The following is a 15955-nucleotide window of genomic DNA, read 5'->3' as shown; positions in this document are numbered from 1 at the left end:
CGAGGGATGGCAGGCTGCACAAGCCGGGGCCGGCACGCGCGCGCCGCCTATTTGCGAAGCGCCGTGGAGGCGACCGTGCGGGCGATCCAGACTCATCCGTGCTCGCGAATGGAGGCTTGGCTCCGGCTCACCTGTCCGGTGAACACGTAGCCAATTCCCCGGACCGACTTGATCAGGGCGGGGCGATGGGGCGCAGCCTCGATCTTCTTGCGCAAGCGGGCGACCTGAGCATCGACCGTCCGGTCAAAAACCTCGCGCCCCCGTCGGTGCGTCACCTGCATGAGCGTGTCGCGATCGAACACGCGTCCGGGTCGACTGGCGAACGCGAGGAGCAGATCGAATTCCCCGGTCGTCAAGGGGACTTCCCGGTTCAACGGATTGCGCAACTGGCGTCGTTCTGCGCTCAGGCTCCAACCATCGAAGCAAATCACGTCATCGCAGTGACGAGCCTCGAGCTTGTCTCGATCCGGCCTCGTCCGCCGGAGCACCGTTTTAATGCGGGCATGCAATTCGCGCAGATTGAAGGGCTTGACCACGTAGTCATCAGCGCCAAGCTCGAGCGCGACGATGTGGTCGACCACGTCGGGCCGGCTGGTGAGCATGATGATGCCCAAGTCCGATTGGGCCCGAACCTCGCGAGCGACTTGGAGGCCGTCCTCTCCCGGGAGAACGATGTCGATCAGGAGGACGTCTGGCTTATCGAGCTGGATACGGTCCAGAAGGCCTTTTGCGCTCTCAGCCGTAGAAACCCTGAACCCCTCATCTTCAAAGTATCGGCTGATCATCAGCAATATTGATTGATCATCGTCGATTGCAAGAATGTGGAGTTTTTGGCTCGACATAGTCCTCATCCGCTGAGTGTACGCAGCTACAGCTTGTCCGTATTTAGTCCGTTTCCCCGCATCCAACTAGATATTAAACGTCTTAAATAAATCGGCCTATTTGTCGCTTAGTTCCGGTTAAGCCGGATCGCTCCGCGCTCGCAGATTAGACCGCGGCGGCCATGTTCGTGCGACGGGCGCGTCCCGGGAGCATTGCCGAAGTCCGGGCATCGATGATGCTGTCACAGCGGCCCGGGCAAGCACCCTGACGAACTATTCACGTGCGAATTGTACACCCGTTTTTCGAGGCCTGACCTTGCGGTATCGCAAGTGTGGCCTACGACCCGGCGCAGTCGGGATTAAAGCGCGAAGCGCCATGCCGACCTTTCCTGGCGCGTCGCGCAATCCCACGAACCCTGATCGTGCGCGAGCCGTCGCAGGCGGATAGCGAGGCTGTCATCTCACGGGATATCCGCGAATTCGCGCTGCCAAACGCTACTGTATTTTACTCCCGCCCGGCCCGGTAACACGGGACCTTTAAGGCACTTCAGTGGCGTTCCCGAATTGAGTAACGCTCGCACGGTCATTTCATGTCCTGGTCTGTCTTCGACTGTTTTACCGCCCGACGGCGCGCCATCGAGGTCGCCCGCAGCGATGACGACTTTCGCCTGCTCTGCGAAGACCTGACCGCCGCCGAGGCGGCCGCGCACTACTGGGAAAGCCAGCACACCGACGTCGGCAGAGCCCGCAGCGCCGAATACCGGATCCTGGTCCAGGAGCTGGCCGAGGAGGTCGAGGCCATGCTCAAACTGCGGACCAAGGCAGGCTCCCGCAAGCGGCGATCACCGTGACCGCGCCGCCCCGCGAAAGCGCTTCCGGGCCAGTGCAGCGCCGAAAAGTGCTTGCGCGCGATCCGGACGGACTTGGCCCAGCAACGAGCGGGTTGGAAAGCGTGTTGCGGCTCATCCGCTCGTTGCTGATCGGACTCGGCCTTCTTGTCGGCGCCGACGCTTGGGCCCAGCAGCCCCCCGGCTTGCCGCAAGGTTTCACTCAGGAACAATTCGACGGCCTCGTCGACGCGATCGGCCGCGCTGTCGTCAAGAAGATCAAGGAGGAGCCAGACCTGGCTCGCCCGGCGCCGAAGACTTCGGGCGCCGCGCCGCCGGCCGAGCGCGACGAGGACGTCGCGGGGGCGACCGCCTTGAAGGAGTTCCTGGACCGCACGTTGTTGACCTTGCGGGCGCTGCCCGACCTCGGGATCGCCTTGCGGAAGCTTCCTGCGGTGCTGGACCGGTCGGCCGAGGACGGCAGAGGCTTCGTCGGCTTCCTGGGCGTGGTGGCGGCTGCGATCGCGCTGTCGCTTGCCGCCGAGCGCATTGTCGGCGCGTTGATGGCTCCGGTCAGGCGGCGTTTAGGGCGACCCGCCACGCCGGAGGGCGGCCCTGGTCCACTCGGCCGTTTGCTCGGCCTCGCCGTTCTGGACGGACTGGGCGTAGTGGCGACTTGGCTGACGATCACCTTGTTGTCCGGCCTGTGGTTCAGCGGCTCCAGCGGCCAGGCGCGGCTTGGCGCCGCCGTGCTGAGCGCCGTACTCTTCTGGCGGCTCTATATGATCGCGTTTCGCATCGTGCTTCGCCCGGACGAGGCGAACGCACGCCTCGCGGTGATGTCCGATCGCAACGCGCGGCTGGCCTTTGCGCGGGTATCCGCGATCATCGCGCTGGTCCTGCTCGCGCGCCTGGTGATCCGGATCGCGGCGGTGCTGAATGCGTCGCCGGAGGCCGTGGCGGCCGGGCAGGTCGTCGGCAGCATTGCGCTGCTCGGGGCCTTCCTGTGGGCGTGCGTCGCCTCACGCGCCGCCGTGGCGGCCTGGTTCACGACGCTGTTTGGCAAGGGGCCGATCGGGCGGGTGCTTGGGCAAAACTGGCTCGTGCTCGCGATCCCGTTCTTCTGCGCCCTGATCGGCGCCAGGGTGTTCGGCGCGGTGTCGGGACGCGCCGCCGTTCCGGCCGCGATGCTGTTCACCTTGAACGCCGTGCTGGCTGCGATCTTCTTTCAGACCCTGCTGCGGGCGATCGAGGACCGCACGGGACCAAAGGCGGCGCCGCTGATTGGGCTGGCGACCCGCTGCGCCAGCACCGGCACGCTGATCGTCGTGAGCCTGCTGATCGCGCAGGTGTGGATCGTGGACGTGCTCGAGATGGTGGACGCCGGCGGCTGGCGCGCGCTGGCGCGCTCTTCGGCGACCGCCGGAGTCACGCTTTTCCTGGCCTATGTGGGCTTCGAACTGGTGCGCTTCTTCACCGAGCGGCATGCGGCGACGCCTCTGGCCGGGGGGCCCGCCGAGGAGGATGAGCACGGCGCTCCGGCGTCGCGCCTCGCCACCATGATGCCCTTGCTGCGCACCGCGCTGCTGATCTTCATCGGGGCGATCGCCACGCTGGTGGTTCTTTCGGAATGGGGCGTCAACATCGCGCCGCTGATCGCCGGCGCATCGATCTTCGGTCTCGCCCTTTCGTTCGGCAGCCAGACGCTGGTGCGGGACATCGTGTCCGGCGTCTTCTACCTGGCCGACGACGCGTTTCGGGTCGGCGAGTACATCGATTGCGGCAAGGCGAAGGGCACCGTGGAAGGCTTCACCCTGCGCTCGATCCGGCTCCGCCACCAGAACGGTCAGGTGCACACGATCCCGTTCGGGCAGCTCGGGCAGATCACGAACTTCAGCCGCGACTGGACGACCGTGAAGTTCAACCTGCGCTTCGCCCGAGACACGGACGTCGAGAAGCTGCGCAAGGCCGTCAAGAGGATCGGCCAGGAGATGCTCGACGATCCCGAGATGAAGGCCGAATTCCTGGCGCCGTTGAAGATGCAGGGCATCGCCGACGTGGCCGAGAACGCGCTGATTGTTCGGTTCAAATTCACCGTGAGGCCTGGCAAGCCCTCTTACATCCAGCGCGAAGCCGTGAAGCGCATCGTCCGCGTCTGCCGCGAGGTCGGGATCGAGTTCGCGAGTTCGCTCGTCTCGGTGCAAACCTATGGGGCGTCGGCCGATCACGCCCTGGCGGGCGCAGCCGCCCAAGAGGCGCTGCATCGGGCGGCGGGCGAGCTCCTTGCCGAGGCGAAATGATGCGAGCGCCCGGGCCGCGCCGGCGGCGCGGGCAACCGGGCCGAGTTCCGCCAGGCTACTGTAACATACTGCCCTCCCCGCCTTCCCCGGGCCAGGGTTCCCCATGCCGGCCTTGAGCACTGCCGATCGGCGGCGCCGGCGTCGAAAACTGGGGGAGCCTAATGAGGAGCGTTATCCTGCCGGCGCTGGTGGCGCTGGCCTGCTTGACGGGTGGCCTGCCGGCCAGCGCGCAGACCATCAGCTTCGGCGAGGCCTATGATCGCTTGGCGCACAGCTGCGGCCGGGACATCGAGAAATTCTGCGGAAACACCTCCCTCGGCGGCGGGGCGGTGAAAGCCTGCCTGGAAAAGAACCAGGCGAGGGTGTCGGCAGGTTGCAGGCAAACCCAGGCCGAGACCTTCGGCCTGCTGGCCAAGCGCATGAATGCGCAGGCCGTCGCCATAAAGGTCTGCGACCGCGACATGCAGCAATACTGCCGCGGCGTGCAGCCACATGACGGGTATCTGCTCTCCTGCCTGCTGAAGGCAAGCAAGGTCGTCGGGCCTTCCTGCAAGCAGGTCATCGTCGACGCCGGCTGGGACGAGTGAGGAGACACGTCATGAACCGCACTGCACTCGCACTCTCGGCCGCCATTCTCGCCGCATCGGGCGCCCTCGGGCATGCCCAGGAGCGCCTGAACGACGTCACCCTGATCAACACCCTCAACGTTCTCGACGAGTCGACAAGGATCGATGTCGCAGCCTTGCGCAAGAAGGCCGTGGACAGCGTCGCGGCCAACCGGGGGCCGGACCGCTCGCTGCGCGAGCCGCTGTCGATGGAACTCGACAACCTCAGCCAGGTCACCGTGGAGGTGCAATTCAAGACGGGCTCGGCCGTGATCCGGCCGGAGTCCTTCCGGGCTATAGGCGTCATCGCCGACTCGCTGCGTCACCCCACGCTGCTGCAGTACACGTTCCTGATCGTCGGCCATACGGACGCGGTGGGAGACAGAAAATCCAATCTCGCGCTCAGCGAAAAGCGCGCGGCCGCGGTGCGACAGGCGCTCGTGACGACGTTCGGCATCGAGCCGGGTCGCATCCAGTCCGTCGGACTTGGCGAAGAGCAGTTGCAGGTGCGCACCCTGGGCGGCTCCAGCACGAACCGGCGCGTTCAGGTGGTCAACATCGGCCGCTTCAAGTGACGTGAAGGCGTCTTCGGTCCGGTTTGAACGAGACGCCCTCTCGACGAACGGCAGCCCCGGAAGCGGGCTCCAATGGAGGTCACGATGAAAAGCACAATTGCGCTCGCCGCCCTGATGCTGGGCGGTTTCCTGGCCGGCGGAACCAATGAGGCGGGAGCCGTCGTCTATTGCCAGTACATCAGCTACCCGGCGGGTTGCGTCGCCAGACCCGGCGTCGTGCTGCGGCCCAGGCCGGTGGCCCGGGCCGCGGTCGTCACCCCGGGGGTCGGCGCCCCGGGCGTCGGGGTCCGGCGCGGAACGCCCGGCAACCGTGGCGGTCCTGTGAATCGGGTCGGGCGGCGCTGATCGGCAAGCCGATCGTCGCTGCAGGCTCGTTCCGGACGCGTTCAGCCCATCCCAATGGGGGCACGCGCGCGCCCGGAACCTCGCTCCATCGCCAACTCGTTCCCCCTGCAGCGCGGGAGGAGATCATGACCCATCTATCCCGGCTTCTGTTTTTTACGACCGCGATGGCGGCTATCGCCGGCGCGGCGTCGGTCGGCGCGATGCTGAAAAATCCCTCCGGCTTGGAGGTCACGAAAGCCCCCGAAGCTGCGTCGAGCGTCGATTCCGGATTGGCCGAGGTCGCCAACGAAGGTTCGTACTGCCCACCCACTCAGGGTCCCGCGACTCGCCAAGGCGCTCCTGGCCTTGGCCCTCGGGGTCTTGGCCCTCGGGGTCTTGGCCCTCGGGGTCTTGGCCCTCGGGGTCCCGACGCCCGGGAACTCGAGCGACCTCTCCGCTTGCCGCCCTCTGGACCCGTGCGCGTCGCCTCCTCGGCCGGACAGGCGTGATGGCGTCGCGAAACGCATGGGCGCCTGGCGGAACCTTCACTGGACGAAAACTACCGCCGACGTCGCCGCCCGAGAACAACAGCCGATCGCAGAGCCGTGTTTCACAAGGCTCCCGCATCGCCTCGTACACAGCGATGACGACTCAACGGAAGCAGCATCATGAAGCCTCTCAGCCTGCATGACTCCGTTCATGTTCTGGATCTGCCGCGTGCGCTCCCGGGCGCGCTTCTCCAGCTGGACGGAAGACAGACGGCAGCCGATTTGCCGTGCGAGACGGACGAGCTGGGTGCGTTGTTCGGCTACCGCATTCCCGAAGCCGTGGCGCGTGGAAAGGCGCTGTTCTGGGAAGGGGCGCCCGCCGAGCACATCTTCCAGATCGTCGGCGGCGTCCTGCGATTGTTCCGGATGTCCTCGGAAGGTCGTCGCGTGATGGTGGGATTTGCTTTTCCCGGGGACGTCCTCAGCATCGCCGTGAAGGATCACTACTTGTTCACCGCGGAGGCCGTCACCCCCACCCGTGTCCGGCGGATCTCGCGCGAGCGGCTGGCGATCCAGATCGCCGAGCAGCCCAAAGTGGCGACGATCGTATTCGACCGCATGCGCGAAGAGCTTTGCGCCGTCCATCATCAGACATTGCTGTTGCTGTGCCAAACCGCCGAAATGCGAATCGTGAGGTTCCTTCTCTGGATCGCGCACAAGAACCCCGGCGCGGTCGAGACGGGAGCTGAATTCGCGCTGCCGATGCTCCGAACCGATATCGCCGACTACCTTGGCCTCACCATGGAGACGGTCTGCCGCACGATGACGAAGCTGCGCCGCAATGGACTGATCGTGATGAGAGGGCCGCACAAGATCCGTTTCCCCAATCCGCGTCTCGTGAAGGACGTCGCCGACCTTGGGGATTCGCGGGGCGAATGGCTCTGAGGCGCGGCGCAGCGGCATTCGAGAGATCGTGGCCCGCGACGGACCGGGCCATGACGAAGGCCGGTCGGATTGCGGCCGCCCCACGAACAACCGCAAGTCACGAATGGCCGGAGCGCGCCGCTGGTGAGCAACCGGACGGATCCAGCGCAAGCCGCCTTAGCCCGACCAAACAAGCGTCCGCCTCCGTGGGCCGACGCGCTGGGTTGGCCAAGCGGCGAACGAGCCACTCGGAGAGATTGCTCGTCTCACGCCGAGGCCCCCAAGGGGCGTCGGCGGAGATCGTTCTTGCAATCGTTCCCGACCATTCAGGACGCCCGGGCGTCAACAGAGGCCCGAGCGCCCCAAGATGGCAAGCCGTGCGTCATTCTTCGTCGTACTCTTCCCAGAACTGCTCGGATCCCTGATTGCGGGGGAGCAATTCCCGGGCTTCGCGCAGGACGAACAGGGTCAGAACCGCGAGCCGGTGCTTCTGTTCATCGGACAGCGTCACGACGAGCGGCTGCCAAGCGTCGGCAAGCTTCTTCAGGCTGGCGCCGCGTTCCATGAGATTGTCAGCGCGTTGCCGAATGAGATCGGAAAACGTCGCGTCCCCAAGCAGGTCCGTCTGCAACTTGGCGATGCGGGCTTGCCGTGCGGCGGACCTGGCGCGGATCGCCTCCTCGATGGGCGGCCATTTCTTCGCCTGATCGGGCGTCATCTGCAGCGCGAACTTCGTCGCCGCTATTCTGGCCTCGAGGATGGCCCCCCGGTCGGCTATGCTCAGTTGCATGGGACCTTGCGCCATGGGAGCGCCCGACTGCGCCTGGGCCGCACTCCAACTCAGGCCAATGCAAGCCGCGCCAATCAACACTGATTTCAGCATATCTGGTCTCCTTCCAAGATAGACGGCGACACCTGAGTAGCCTTCCATCCGGCCAAGGCGCGGCGTAGATGTGAGCTACTTCGGAACAGTCGAGATTCGATCCCGGCCTGGCGGCGCTGAAGAAGAAATCATCCAGCGCCGATGATCGACCTTGGATCGCCAAGGCTGGGACTATGACCAGCCGATCGAATTCAGGAAAACGGGATCTCCACCTCGACCACCACAGCAAAGCACTTCGTCGAAGGGCGGGGATGTATTTTACGGTATTGTGCGGCAGCCTCAGCCGCGAGACCTGCCTCGCGGTTGTTTCCACCACTCTGAAATTGGCGGCGGTACTGTAAGAAGCGCCACTAATGGGCGCCTCTGGCTACGCTCAATGTCCGCCGCTGAAGATGAGGCTCTTGATGGGGAGGATCAGGGCCTGGATGCGCAGCAGGAGCGCATGAACGAGGCCGACAGCGTCGACGCCATGCAGCGCGAAGCGCTGCATCGAACTCAGTTTCGGGTCCTTCAGTTCTTCGTGGTGGTTCGTATAGGCGTTGGCCACGCAGCTGCTGCCGGGTGTGACGTCCCGCAGGCCGTCCTCGTAGAGCGGCTCGAGTCGCGCCAGCACCGTACCGGGCTTGGCGACCTGCTGGGCGTCGATGAGTTGCTCCCCGCCCCGAAACTGGCCCGCCGCGATGTAATCCTGCACATCGGTGACCACCATCGGGATGATGGTCCAAGGCATGGAGATGCAGGCCGCTTCGGCGACCATACCGGGGCGGACCACCTGCGCCTCAACCTGTCCGAAGCCGGCATAGAGCGACCGCCGGCCCCTGCCTTCTGGGATGAGCACGCCCGCCGCTCGCATGAAAGGGTTGACGATGTCGCCCACCTGCAGGGCGAACTGCTCGACGCGGCCGCTGACGCCGGCGCGGATCACGGTCTTGGACAATTCCACGTCGGCCTGCGCCAGCGCCGCTTCGGCGCTGGCCTTCTGAGCCGGCAGGAGAGTGGAGAGGCGGGTTTCGACCGCCTTTTTGGCCGCCTGCGCGGCATCCACCCCGCCCTGGCGTGTGTCGACCAAGGTCTGCAGCTTCTCGATCTCGCGCCGCGCGACGATGTCGGCGTTGCGACGGTTGAGCTCCTGCTTGGTGCGCAGTTCGTCCAGCGCCTGGTCATAGGCGCCCTGCGCCTGGACGATCTGGCCGTCAGCCGCGGCCAAGTCCGCCTGGGCCATCGCAAACTGGGCGTCGATTTCGGCCACCTTGCGGCGCGCCGTCTCGGCCTCGGCCTGCTGGCGAGAGTTGTCGAGCCGGAAGATCGGCTCACCCTGCCCGATCCGGTTGCTGCCCGTGACGAAAATTTCCGCCACTCGCCCGTTGGCCTCCGGCACGATCGGGACCGTGCGGAAATAAGCGGTGACGTTGGTGGTCGCCGGGTGGTTGTAGAAGACCGTCGTGATCAGCGCGACGGTCAGCATCAGGCAACCGACCAGTCCCCAACGCAGCTCGAACCACACGGAGAACAGGTTGATCTCCTTGCCGAGCCGCTTGCCCTGCACGAGGCGCCGGTAGGCGTAGTCCGGCAGGATGGTGAGCATTGAGCACAGAATGAGTTCGAGCATCGCTCAGCCTTCCGCATGCTTGAAGGAGCGCACCTGATCGCGGCCTTCGCGCGCGGCGACCTCCTGGCCCGCGGGGAGAACCTGGACAGGCGCAGGGTCTTGAACAGAGGCAAGGTCTTGTCCGGCGGAGACGCCTTGGCTTGCGTCGTGACGGTCGGCCGGATCATGGAAGGCGCCGGAGCCTTCGCGCTCGACGATGTCGGCGGCGTCCGCGCCCTCGCCGGGCAGGATTCCAGCCATCTTCTCGAGCGCTCCTGCCATACGGCGCAGCGGCGCGCCCCAATCGGGAAGATCGACCAGCGCCAGCAAGAGACCCGCGACCCAGAAGATGTGCTCGTGCGTGAACAGGGCGATGAGGCCCAGCACGGCCACGATCTCGAATTGCAGCTTTTGCGACTTGTGGGCCATGCGCTCCGGCAACGTATGCAGGCGCAGGAACAGCAAGCCGACCCCAAGAACCGCGAACAGGAGAAAGATCCCCGTCACGACCATCAGCACGTCTGACTGACCGGGCTCGGTGATAAAGGGCGGAAGGGCATGCGGGGCCGTGGGATGAACCGCGATAGACACGGGGCTGCCTCTCGTTTGCTGCGCAAAGCCCCTGCTACCACCGCGGCCGGTGCGGCGGAGGTTAGTTACAGTAAGATACTGGCGTTAAACGGCCGCCGTCCGCCAACTCACGGCCAGGCCTTCAGGGCACATCCGTCTGCAACCGTTTGGGCGCAGCAGGCGCCTCCCGCCCAGGGCCGAGTCTGGGGAGATCCGGCGTGATTGGCAGAAACACAGCCTTCGGCTTCGCACTCGTTCTGGTCGGCCTCCTGGCCGGCGCTCCCGCGCATGCAGGCAGCGGCTCGGTGGAGATCAAGATCTACAAGGCCGGGTTCGTGGTCGGCGTTTCCGGAGGCTCCGGTACGCTCACCTACGCGGGCAGGCGTTACCCGCTCAACATCGGCGGCGTGAGCCTCGGCGCAACGGTGGGCGCCTCCAAGACGGAACTGATTGGACGAGCGTACAACCTCACGAGACCGAGTGACCTCGAAGGCGTCTACACGGCCGCAGAAGTCGGCGCCGCGGTCGCCGGAGGCGGCAAGATCGCGAAGCTGAAGAACTCGCATGGGGTCGTGCTGGAGGTGAAGGGCCGCCAAGTCGGCCTGATGTTCTCGCTGGACCTGAGCGGGATGCAGATCTCCCTGAAACGTTAACACGCAGCCCCGCTGCGCTCGCCAGGAGGTCGCCATGAAGGCCGACGCCGCTCTTTCGGGTAAGGCTTACAGGAAACAGCTTGCCGCCCTCCATGCCGAGTTGGTGAACGTCCAGCTCTGGGCCCAGGCGACAGGAGCAAAGGTCTGCATCATTTTCGAAGGGCGGGACGGCGCCGGCAAGGGCGGCGTAATCAAGACCATCATGGAGCGCGTCAGCCCGCGGACGTTCCGCGTCATCGCTCTGCCGGCCCCGACCGAGCGCGAGAAGTCGCAGATGTACGTTCAGCGGTACTTGCCGCACCTGCCTGCAGGTGGCGAAATCGTCATCTTCGACCGTTCCTGGTACAACCGCGCCGGCGTTGAACGCGTGATGGGCTTTTGCACCGAAGCCGAAGCGGAGACGTTCCTGGACGCCGTGCCGCTCGTCGAGCGTGCGATCGTGAATTCCGGCGTAATCCTCCTGAAGTACTGGCTGGAGGTGGGCCAAAGCGAGCAAACCGAACGAATGAAGGAGCGGATCGACGACCCGCGCAAGGTCTGGAAGCTGTCGCCCATGGACCTGGAGTCCTACAGCCGCTGGTATGACTACTCCCGGGCGCGCGACGCGATGTTCCTGAAGACCGACACCGCGCACGCGCCCTGGTTCGCCGTGCGCTCAGACGACAAGAAGCGCATGCGCCTCAACGTGATCCGGCACATCCTCGATCACATTCCCTATGAAGAGGTCCCCAGGCAGAAAGTTAAGCTGCCGAAGCGCGACAAAGATCATGGCTACGTGGAGCCGCAGTTCGCCCGGAACTGGGTGCCGCAGGTCTACTGACCGCGGCTGGCAAAAACGGGGCTTGGCGATCTGAAGCGCTGGACGACGACGACCTCGAAAGGTTCGGGTTTCATGATCTCCAGGCCCAAACTCCTGTCATGCGCGGCGATCGCGTTCGCAGCGTTTTTTTCGGCGCCGGCGGCGCACGCCCGCCAGGGCGACGTGCGGATCGCCTACGTGGCCCCGAAGGATCCGGCCCACGAATCGATTTATCGGACGCTGCGCGACAAGAAGGTGCTCGAGCGGGTGCGCGACCGCCTGAGCCATCTCCGCTTTCCAAGGCCGCTGTTGATCAAGGTCGAGGGTTGCGATGGCGACATCAACGCCGCCTATGATCCGGACGAGGGCGCGCTGGGGATCTGCTACGAATACATCGCCTACATCCAGGAACTCGGCCAGAAGATCCCGCCCGCGGGTGTAAAGGAAGGCCTCACGCCCGCCAATTACATCGTGGGTCCGTTTCTGGAAGTGCTGTTGCACGAGCTGGCGCACGCGGTGTTCGACCTGAAGAAGATCCCGATTCTCGGGCGCGAGGAAGACGCCGCCGATCAGGTCGCCGCCTTCATCCTGCTGCGCCTCGGCAAGGACGAAGTGCGTCGCGTCATCGCCAGCATCGGGACGATGTACGCGTCGGATGCGAAGGAAAGCCCGCCGAAGCTGAAGGACTTCGCCAACGAGCACGGCTTGCCCGCCCAGCGCTTTTTCAATCTGATGTGCATCAGCTACGGTTCGGACAAGAAGACCTTCGGTGACTTCGTCGAAAAGGGCTACCTGCCGGTTGAGCGGGCCGAGCTTTGCGAGGACGAGTACCGGCAAGTGAAATTCGCGTTCGAGCGCCTTCTTGCGCCGCATTTGAAGTCGAGGCCGCGCAATACGGCGCGCCGCTAGGTCGCGCCTGCCGGTTCAACGCCCTGTCAACACCCTGACGGGCGCGCGCACGATCGTGATGGGCAGGGCCAGGATGCTCTGCAGCGAGCCTCCGACGACTTCCCTGCCCTCGTCAACGGGATGGACCCTCGTCCCGACACCGGCTTCGAGAACGGCCTTGAGTTGGGGCGCAACCGCCGCCAGCTGGGCGAACTTCCCGTGATTGCTGGAATCGAGCGCCTTCACGTCCGTCATGTCGAGCACGATCGCGCCGAGCGCCGCAAGCTCGTCCCGGTCGGAGTCGGCGCCAAGTCTCGCCGCGCCGCCGGCGATGAAGCTCGACGCTCGCAACGCCTTGTCGTCCTTCGAGAGGACGATGACGAACGGCTTCTTGGGCTTGCCGAACTGGCGCATCTGGCTCTTGAACACGTCGATGTCGATGTCCGGAGCCGCGAGGATCAAGACGCCGAGCTTGGAAATCTGCGGGGCCCTTCCAGAGATCTTGATCTGGCGAAGCGCTTCCACGGTGACCCAGTTGCCCATGGAATGCGCGACGATGTTGACCTCTTCGGCGTTGCTCGCAAAAAGCAGCCGGATCGTCCGGTCCAGACTGTCCCGGGCGGCTGTCGCGCTGTTCATGTCGTACACGTATTGCGAAAGCTGGCCCCGCGAGGCCCAGGTGAACAGAACGGGCACCGCCGGAGCCTTGGCGTCGTGGATCACCTGCGCAAACCGATAGACGCCCTCCGCGAAGAGGGTGTTGTAGCCGTGAATGAACAGGAAGACCTTGCGGCTTCCCGGCGGCCGGGACGCGAGCTGGCTGTTCAATGTGTCGACGAAAGCCTTCTCGCCGTCCACATAAGCGGCGTCGCGGACGACGAAATCCGTCTCCGCATTGCCGGGAGCGGCCGAGGGCCATTCGACCTCCCCGGGCTTGTGGGTCGGCGGCACCGACACTTCCAGCCGGGCGAAGTCGAGCGGGTAAGCACGCTCGCCGTTGAACCATGTGCCCGGCCGGGCGTCACGCTCGCGCGTCGTGGCGACCAGCAAGGTGTGAGGAGTGGCTCCCGCCCCGGCGGCGACCGGCGTCAGAAACCCTGTTTCGGGGCGTGAGGCGCATCCCGTCAGGGCCAGCGCAAGGGCGCAGAGGGCGGCATAGGCCAGAACTCTTCCGTTACGCGTCCAGAGCATCGCCGCCGCCATTCCGACCGTCGGTTGATTGCGCAGCGCCTCGCGAGCCCCAACTTTTGCCCGAACGGGACCCGCCTCCCACGCTGCGGTGGGCATGAACGGCGGAGGTTAAGCGTCCCTCCGCTTGGCGTCCTTGATTTTGATCACAATCAGCATCCCCCGCCTGTCTATGAGCGGCGTACCGGTAGGCGCCATCCAGGGCTGCGGTTCGGAGTATGAGTTCCGAGTGGCTGTCCTTCCCATGCTTGCCGGTAGCTGCAATCAGCGTCAGCCACGGTTCAGCCCCTCCGCCCTGGACAGCACGCCCAGCTCGGCGCGGAGCTGGTGGGGGCTCGCGAGTTCGGACTCGATGGCGGCGTGGAGCTGTTTCCAGATCGGGGCCGCCTGGGCCAGAACGGCGCGCCCATCCGCCGTGAGGCTCAGGCGCTTGGTGCGGCGGTCCTTGGGATCGGGCGCGACCGCGACGAGGTTGCGGCGCTCCAGCGGCTTGAGGTTCGCCGTTAGAGTCGTTCGGTCCATCGCGAGCAGGGCCGCGACGCTGCCGAGATGCGGCGGCTCGGGACGGTTCAGCGACATCAGAAGCGAAAATTGGCCGCTGGTGAGTCCAACGGGCTTCAGCGCGACGTCGAAGCGCCGCGCCAGGGCGCGCGCGGCCCGCTGCGCATGGAGGCACAGGCAGGTGTCGCGCACCAGCAGCGTGGTCTTGAACGGGACGTCGGTAAGACGTTGCATTTGAGGGGTTGACAAGCTCTGGACTGTTACGTTGATATCAACGTAACAAGGCGAACGTCAAGGTCGCCGGTTGTCGGAGGAACCCCTATGAAAATCGTCACCAGCCTCAGCTTCCAGGGCCAGTGCCGCCCGGCGTTCGAGTTCTACGCCCAGGTGCTGGGCGGCAAGATCATCGCCGCCATGCCGTATAGCGCGGCCCCGCCCGGCATGCCGATGAACGAGCAGCACAAGGACTGGCTCATGCATTGTTGGCTGGAGGTGGGCGATCAGGCCCTGATGGGGGCCGACATGGATCCCGCCTGGGCGCGCAACATCGACAAGCCGAAGAACGGCTTCGACGTCACCCTGCATAGCCCGGACAAGGCGCAATGCCAGCGCTGGTACGAGCAGCTGGCCCAAGGCGGCACAGCCGTGATGCCGTTCGGCGAAACCTTCTGGTCGCCAGGCTTCGGTTCGCTGATCGACAAGTTCGGCATCCCGTGGATGATCAACACGGTCCCGTCCGCGGACTGGAAACCCGCCCAGGCCTGAGCGGCCCCTCCAATCCCTCCCCCGAACGCGCCGGAGGCGTCATGGACCGTTCCTATCGTTGGGTCATTGTCGCGGCGGGCGGCCTGTTGGGCTGTGTCGCAGCTGGCTCCATGTTCTCGCTGCCGGTGTTTCTGCGGCCGATGTCGGAGGCGACCGGCTGGTCGGTCACCGGCATCTCCACCGCGATGACATTCGGCTTTCTCGCGATGGCGGTCGCCAGCATGCTGTGGGGCGGCCTGTCGGACCGCTTCGGCCCGCGCCCCGTGGTGCTGACCGGCTCGATCGTGCTTTCAGGCAGCCTGGCGTTGGCCAGTCAGGCCGAGACGCTGGTCGCCTTTCAAACGCTGTTTGGGGTGCTGGTCGGCGCCGCGACGGCGGCGATCTTCGCGCCCATGATGGCCTGCGTCGCCGGGTGGTTCGAGACAAGGCGCGGCCTGGCCGTGTCGCTCGTCTCCGCCGGCATGGGCCTGGCGCCGATGACCATGGCCCCGCTCGCCGCCTGGCTGGTCACGCGCCACGACTGGCGCACCGCCATGCTGATCGTGGCCGGGCTCGCGGCCGCGCTGATGATCCCGGCCGCGCTGCTCGTCCGTACGCCGCCGACCTTGGCGGCCGGTTCGGCCGGGGCGCCGCAGGATGGCTCATCATCCGGCATGACAGTGCGCCAGGCGCTCGGGTCGCCGCAGTTCATCACGCTGCTGCTGGCCAACTTTTTTTGCTGCGCGACACATTCGGGGCCGATCTTCCACACCGTCAGCTATGCGGTGACCTGCGGCGTGCCGATGATCGCGGCCGTGTCGATCTACAGCCTCGAGGGGCTAGCCGGCCTCTTCGGCCGGATCGGTTTCGGCGTCGCGGGGGACCGCTACGGCGCCCAACGGGTGCTGATCCTCGGGCTGCTGGCGCAGGCCTTCGGGGTGCTCGCCTATGCGTTCGTGAACGAGCTCACCGGGTTCTACGCGGTCGCGATCATCGTCGGGTTCATCTATGCGGGCACGATGCCGCTCTATGCTGTGATTATTCGCGAGAACTTCCCGCTGCGGATGATCGGCACGATCATCGGCGGAATGGCGATGGCGGGCAGCCTCGGCATGTCGACGGGGCCGCTGATCGGCGGGCTCATCTACGACCGGGTCGGCAGCTATGCGCCGATGTACTTCGCCTCGTGGGGCCTGGGCCTGGCCGCCATGCTGGTGCTGATGACGTTCCGTCCCTTCGCGGGGCCCAGGCCGGGTGCTCTTGCGCCGGCCTGAGGT

General features: G+C 65.5%; 16 protein-coding genes and 1 pseudogene. 11 read left to right on the top strand and 6 right to left on the bottom strand.

Going from position 1 to position 15955, the window contains the following annotated elements:
- Positions 1–92 precede the first annotated feature (92 nt).
- On the bottom strand, positions 93–842 hold the full coding sequence (locus IEV99_RS04005) for a response regulator (protein WP_188516411.1): 750 nt from the start codon (positions 840–842) through the stop codon (positions 93–95).
- Positions 843–1411: 569 nt separating this feature from the next.
- Here IEV99_RS04005 and IEV99_RS04000 point away from each other — a divergent pair.
- The 6 genes from IEV99_RS04000 to IEV99_RS03975 all read left to right on the top strand — a co-directional run bounded on the left by IEV99_RS04000 (position 1412) and on the right by IEV99_RS03975 (position 6885).
- On the top strand, positions 1412–1672 hold the full coding sequence (locus tag IEV99_RS04000; RefSeq protein ID WP_188516410.1) for a hypothetical protein: 261 nt from the start codon (positions 1412–1414) through the stop codon (positions 1670–1672).
- A 104-nt stretch (positions 1673–1776) separates the two neighbouring features.
- Positions 1777–3948 carry a mechanosensitive ion channel family protein gene (locus IEV99_RS03995; RefSeq protein WP_188516409.1) on the top strand — a complete coding sequence of 724 codons (2172 nt, stop codon included), beginning with the start codon at positions 1777–1779 and terminating at the stop codon, positions 3946–3948.
- Positions 3949–4109: 161 nt separating this feature from the next.
- Positions 4110–4535, top strand: coding sequence for a cysteine rich repeat-containing protein (locus tag IEV99_RS03990; protein ID WP_188516408.1), 426 nt, complete (start codon positions 4110–4112; stop codon positions 4533–4535).
- Positions 4536–4546: 11 nt separating this feature from the next.
- Entirely contained in the window at positions 4547–5128 is a 582-nt protein-coding gene (locus tag IEV99_RS03985) for an OmpA family protein (RefSeq protein WP_188516407.1), read from the top strand.
- Between the two features lie 84 nt (positions 5129–5212).
- Complete coding sequence (locus IEV99_RS03980; RefSeq protein ID WP_188516406.1) at positions 5213–5473, top strand: hypothetical protein; 261 nt, start codon at positions 5213–5215, stop codon at positions 5471–5473.
- Positions 5474–6120: 647 nt separating this feature from the next.
- A complete protein-coding gene (locus IEV99_RS03975) occupies positions 6121–6885 on the top strand; it encodes a Crp/Fnr family transcriptional regulator (protein WP_188516405.1) in 765 nt (254 codons plus the stop codon).
- A 361-nt stretch (positions 6886–7246) separates the two neighbouring features.
- On the opposite strand, the gene IEV99_RS03970 is transcribed toward IEV99_RS03975, so the two are convergent.
- From IEV99_RS03970 to IEV99_RS03960, 3 genes and pseudogenes are all read right to left on the bottom strand, one after another.
- Positions 7247–7747, bottom strand: a complete 501-nt coding sequence (locus IEV99_RS03970) for a Spy/CpxP family protein refolding chaperone (RefSeq protein ID WP_244643543.1) — start codon at positions 7745–7747, stop codon at positions 7247–7249.
- 373 nt (positions 7748–8120) lie between these two features.
- Positions 8121–9356, bottom strand: coding sequence for an HlyD family secretion protein (locus IEV99_RS03965; protein ID WP_188516404.1), 1236 nt, complete (start codon positions 9354–9356; stop codon positions 8121–8123).
- Between the two features lie 150 nt (positions 9357–9506).
- Positions 9507–9926: pseudogene (locus IEV99_RS03960) on the bottom strand (hypothetical protein); the annotation flags it as partial.
- A 197-nt stretch (positions 9927–10123) separates the two neighbouring features.
- Here IEV99_RS03960 and IEV99_RS03955 point away from each other — a divergent pair.
- From IEV99_RS03955 to IEV99_RS03945, 3 genes are all read left to right on the top strand, one after another.
- Entirely contained in the window at positions 10124–10558 is a 435-nt protein-coding gene (locus tag IEV99_RS03955) for a lipid-binding SYLF domain-containing protein (RefSeq protein WP_188516403.1), read from the top strand.
- A gap of 34 nt (positions 10559–10592) precedes the next feature.
- Positions 10593–11378, top strand: a complete 786-nt coding sequence (gene ppk2 / locus IEV99_RS03950) for a polyphosphate kinase 2 (RefSeq protein ID WP_188516402.1) — start codon at positions 10593–10595, stop codon at positions 11376–11378.
- 72 nt (positions 11379–11450) lie between these two features.
- Entirely contained in the window at positions 11451–12266 is an 816-nt protein-coding gene (locus IEV99_RS03945) for a DUF4344 domain-containing metallopeptidase (RefSeq protein ID WP_188516401.1), read from the top strand.
- Between the two features lie 15 nt (positions 12267–12281).
- Here the strand turns inward: IEV99_RS03945 and IEV99_RS03940 are convergent, their stop codons facing one another.
- Together IEV99_RS03940 and IEV99_RS03935 are read right to left on the bottom strand one after the other, a co-directional pair.
- A complete protein-coding gene (locus tag IEV99_RS03940) occupies positions 12282–13448 on the bottom strand; it encodes an alpha/beta hydrolase (protein ID WP_210318616.1) in 1167 nt (388 codons plus the stop codon).
- Positions 13449–13703: 255 nt separating this feature from the next.
- Positions 13704–14168 (bottom strand): MarR family winged helix-turn-helix transcriptional regulator, encoded by a 465-nt coding sequence (locus IEV99_RS03935; RefSeq protein ID WP_188516399.1) that lies wholly within the window; start codon positions 14166–14168, stop codon positions 13704–13706.
- An 87-nt stretch (positions 14169–14255) separates the two neighbouring features.
- Here IEV99_RS03935 and IEV99_RS03930 point away from each other — a divergent pair, with 87 nt between their 5' ends.
- Positions 14256–14699, top strand: a complete 444-nt coding sequence (locus IEV99_RS03930; RefSeq protein ID WP_188516398.1) for a VOC family protein — start codon at positions 14256–14258, stop codon at positions 14697–14699.
- Positions 14700–14740: 41 nt separating this feature from the next.
- On the top strand, positions 14741–15952 hold the full coding sequence (locus tag IEV99_RS03925) for an MFS transporter (protein WP_188516397.1): 1212 nt from the start codon (positions 14741–14743) through the stop codon (positions 15950–15952).
- Positions 15953–15955 lie beyond the last annotated feature (3 nt).

The organism is Alsobacter metallidurans (assembly GCF_014636935.1).
GTDB classification, from domain to species: domain Bacteria; phylum Pseudomonadota; class Alphaproteobacteria; order Rhizobiales; family Beijerinckiaceae; genus Alsobacter; species Alsobacter metallidurans.
This window is presented reverse-complemented; position numbering and strand designations above follow the sequence as displayed.

Coding starts and splice junctions, on each gene's coding strand:
- IEV99_RS03975 (WP_188516405.1), top strand. CDS start 6,121: ATGAAGCCTCTCAGCCTGCATGACTCCGTTCATGTTCTGGATCTGCCG.
- IEV99_RS03925 (WP_188516397.1), top strand. CDS start 14,741: ATGGACCGTTCCTATCGTTGGGTCATTGTCGCGGCGGGCGGCCTGTTG.
- ppk2 (WP_188516402.1), top strand. CDS start 10,593: ATGAAGGCCGACGCCGCTCTTTCGGGTAAGGCTTACAGGAAACAGCTT.
- IEV99_RS03990 (WP_188516408.1), top strand. CDS start 4,110: ATGAGGAGCGTTATCCTGCCGGCGCTGGTGGCGCTGGCCTGCTTGACG.
- IEV99_RS03930 (WP_188516398.1), top strand. CDS start 14,256: ATGAAAATCGTCACCAGCCTCAGCTTCCAGGGCCAGTGCCGCCCGGCG.
- IEV99_RS03970 (WP_244643543.1), bottom strand. CDS start 7,747: ATGCTGAAATCAGTGTTGATTGGCGCGGCTTGCATTGGCCTGAGTTGG.
- IEV99_RS04000 (WP_188516410.1), top strand. CDS start 1,412: ATGTCCTGGTCTGTCTTCGACTGTTTTACCGCCCGACGGCGCGCCATC.
- IEV99_RS03935 (WP_188516399.1), bottom strand. CDS start 14,168: ATGCAACGTCTTACCGACGTCCCGTTCAAGACCACGCTGCTGGTGCGC.
- IEV99_RS03940 (WP_210318616.1), bottom strand. CDS start 13,448: ATGGCGGCGGCGATGCTCTGGACGCGTAACGGAAGAGTTCTGGCCTAT.
- IEV99_RS03985 (WP_188516407.1), top strand. CDS start 4,547: ATGAACCGCACTGCACTCGCACTCTCGGCCGCCATTCTCGCCGCATCG.
- IEV99_RS03980 (WP_188516406.1), top strand. CDS start 5,213: ATGAAAAGCACAATTGCGCTCGCCGCCCTGATGCTGGGCGGTTTCCTG.
- IEV99_RS03945 (WP_188516401.1), top strand. CDS start 11,451: ATGATCTCCAGGCCCAAACTCCTGTCATGCGCGGCGATCGCGTTCGCA.
- IEV99_RS04005 (WP_188516411.1), bottom strand. CDS start 842: ATGTCGAGCCAAAAACTCCACATTCTTGCAATCGACGATGATCAATCA.
- IEV99_RS03965 (WP_188516404.1), bottom strand. CDS start 9,356: ATGCTCGAACTCATTCTGTGCTCAATGCTCACCATCCTGCCGGACTAC.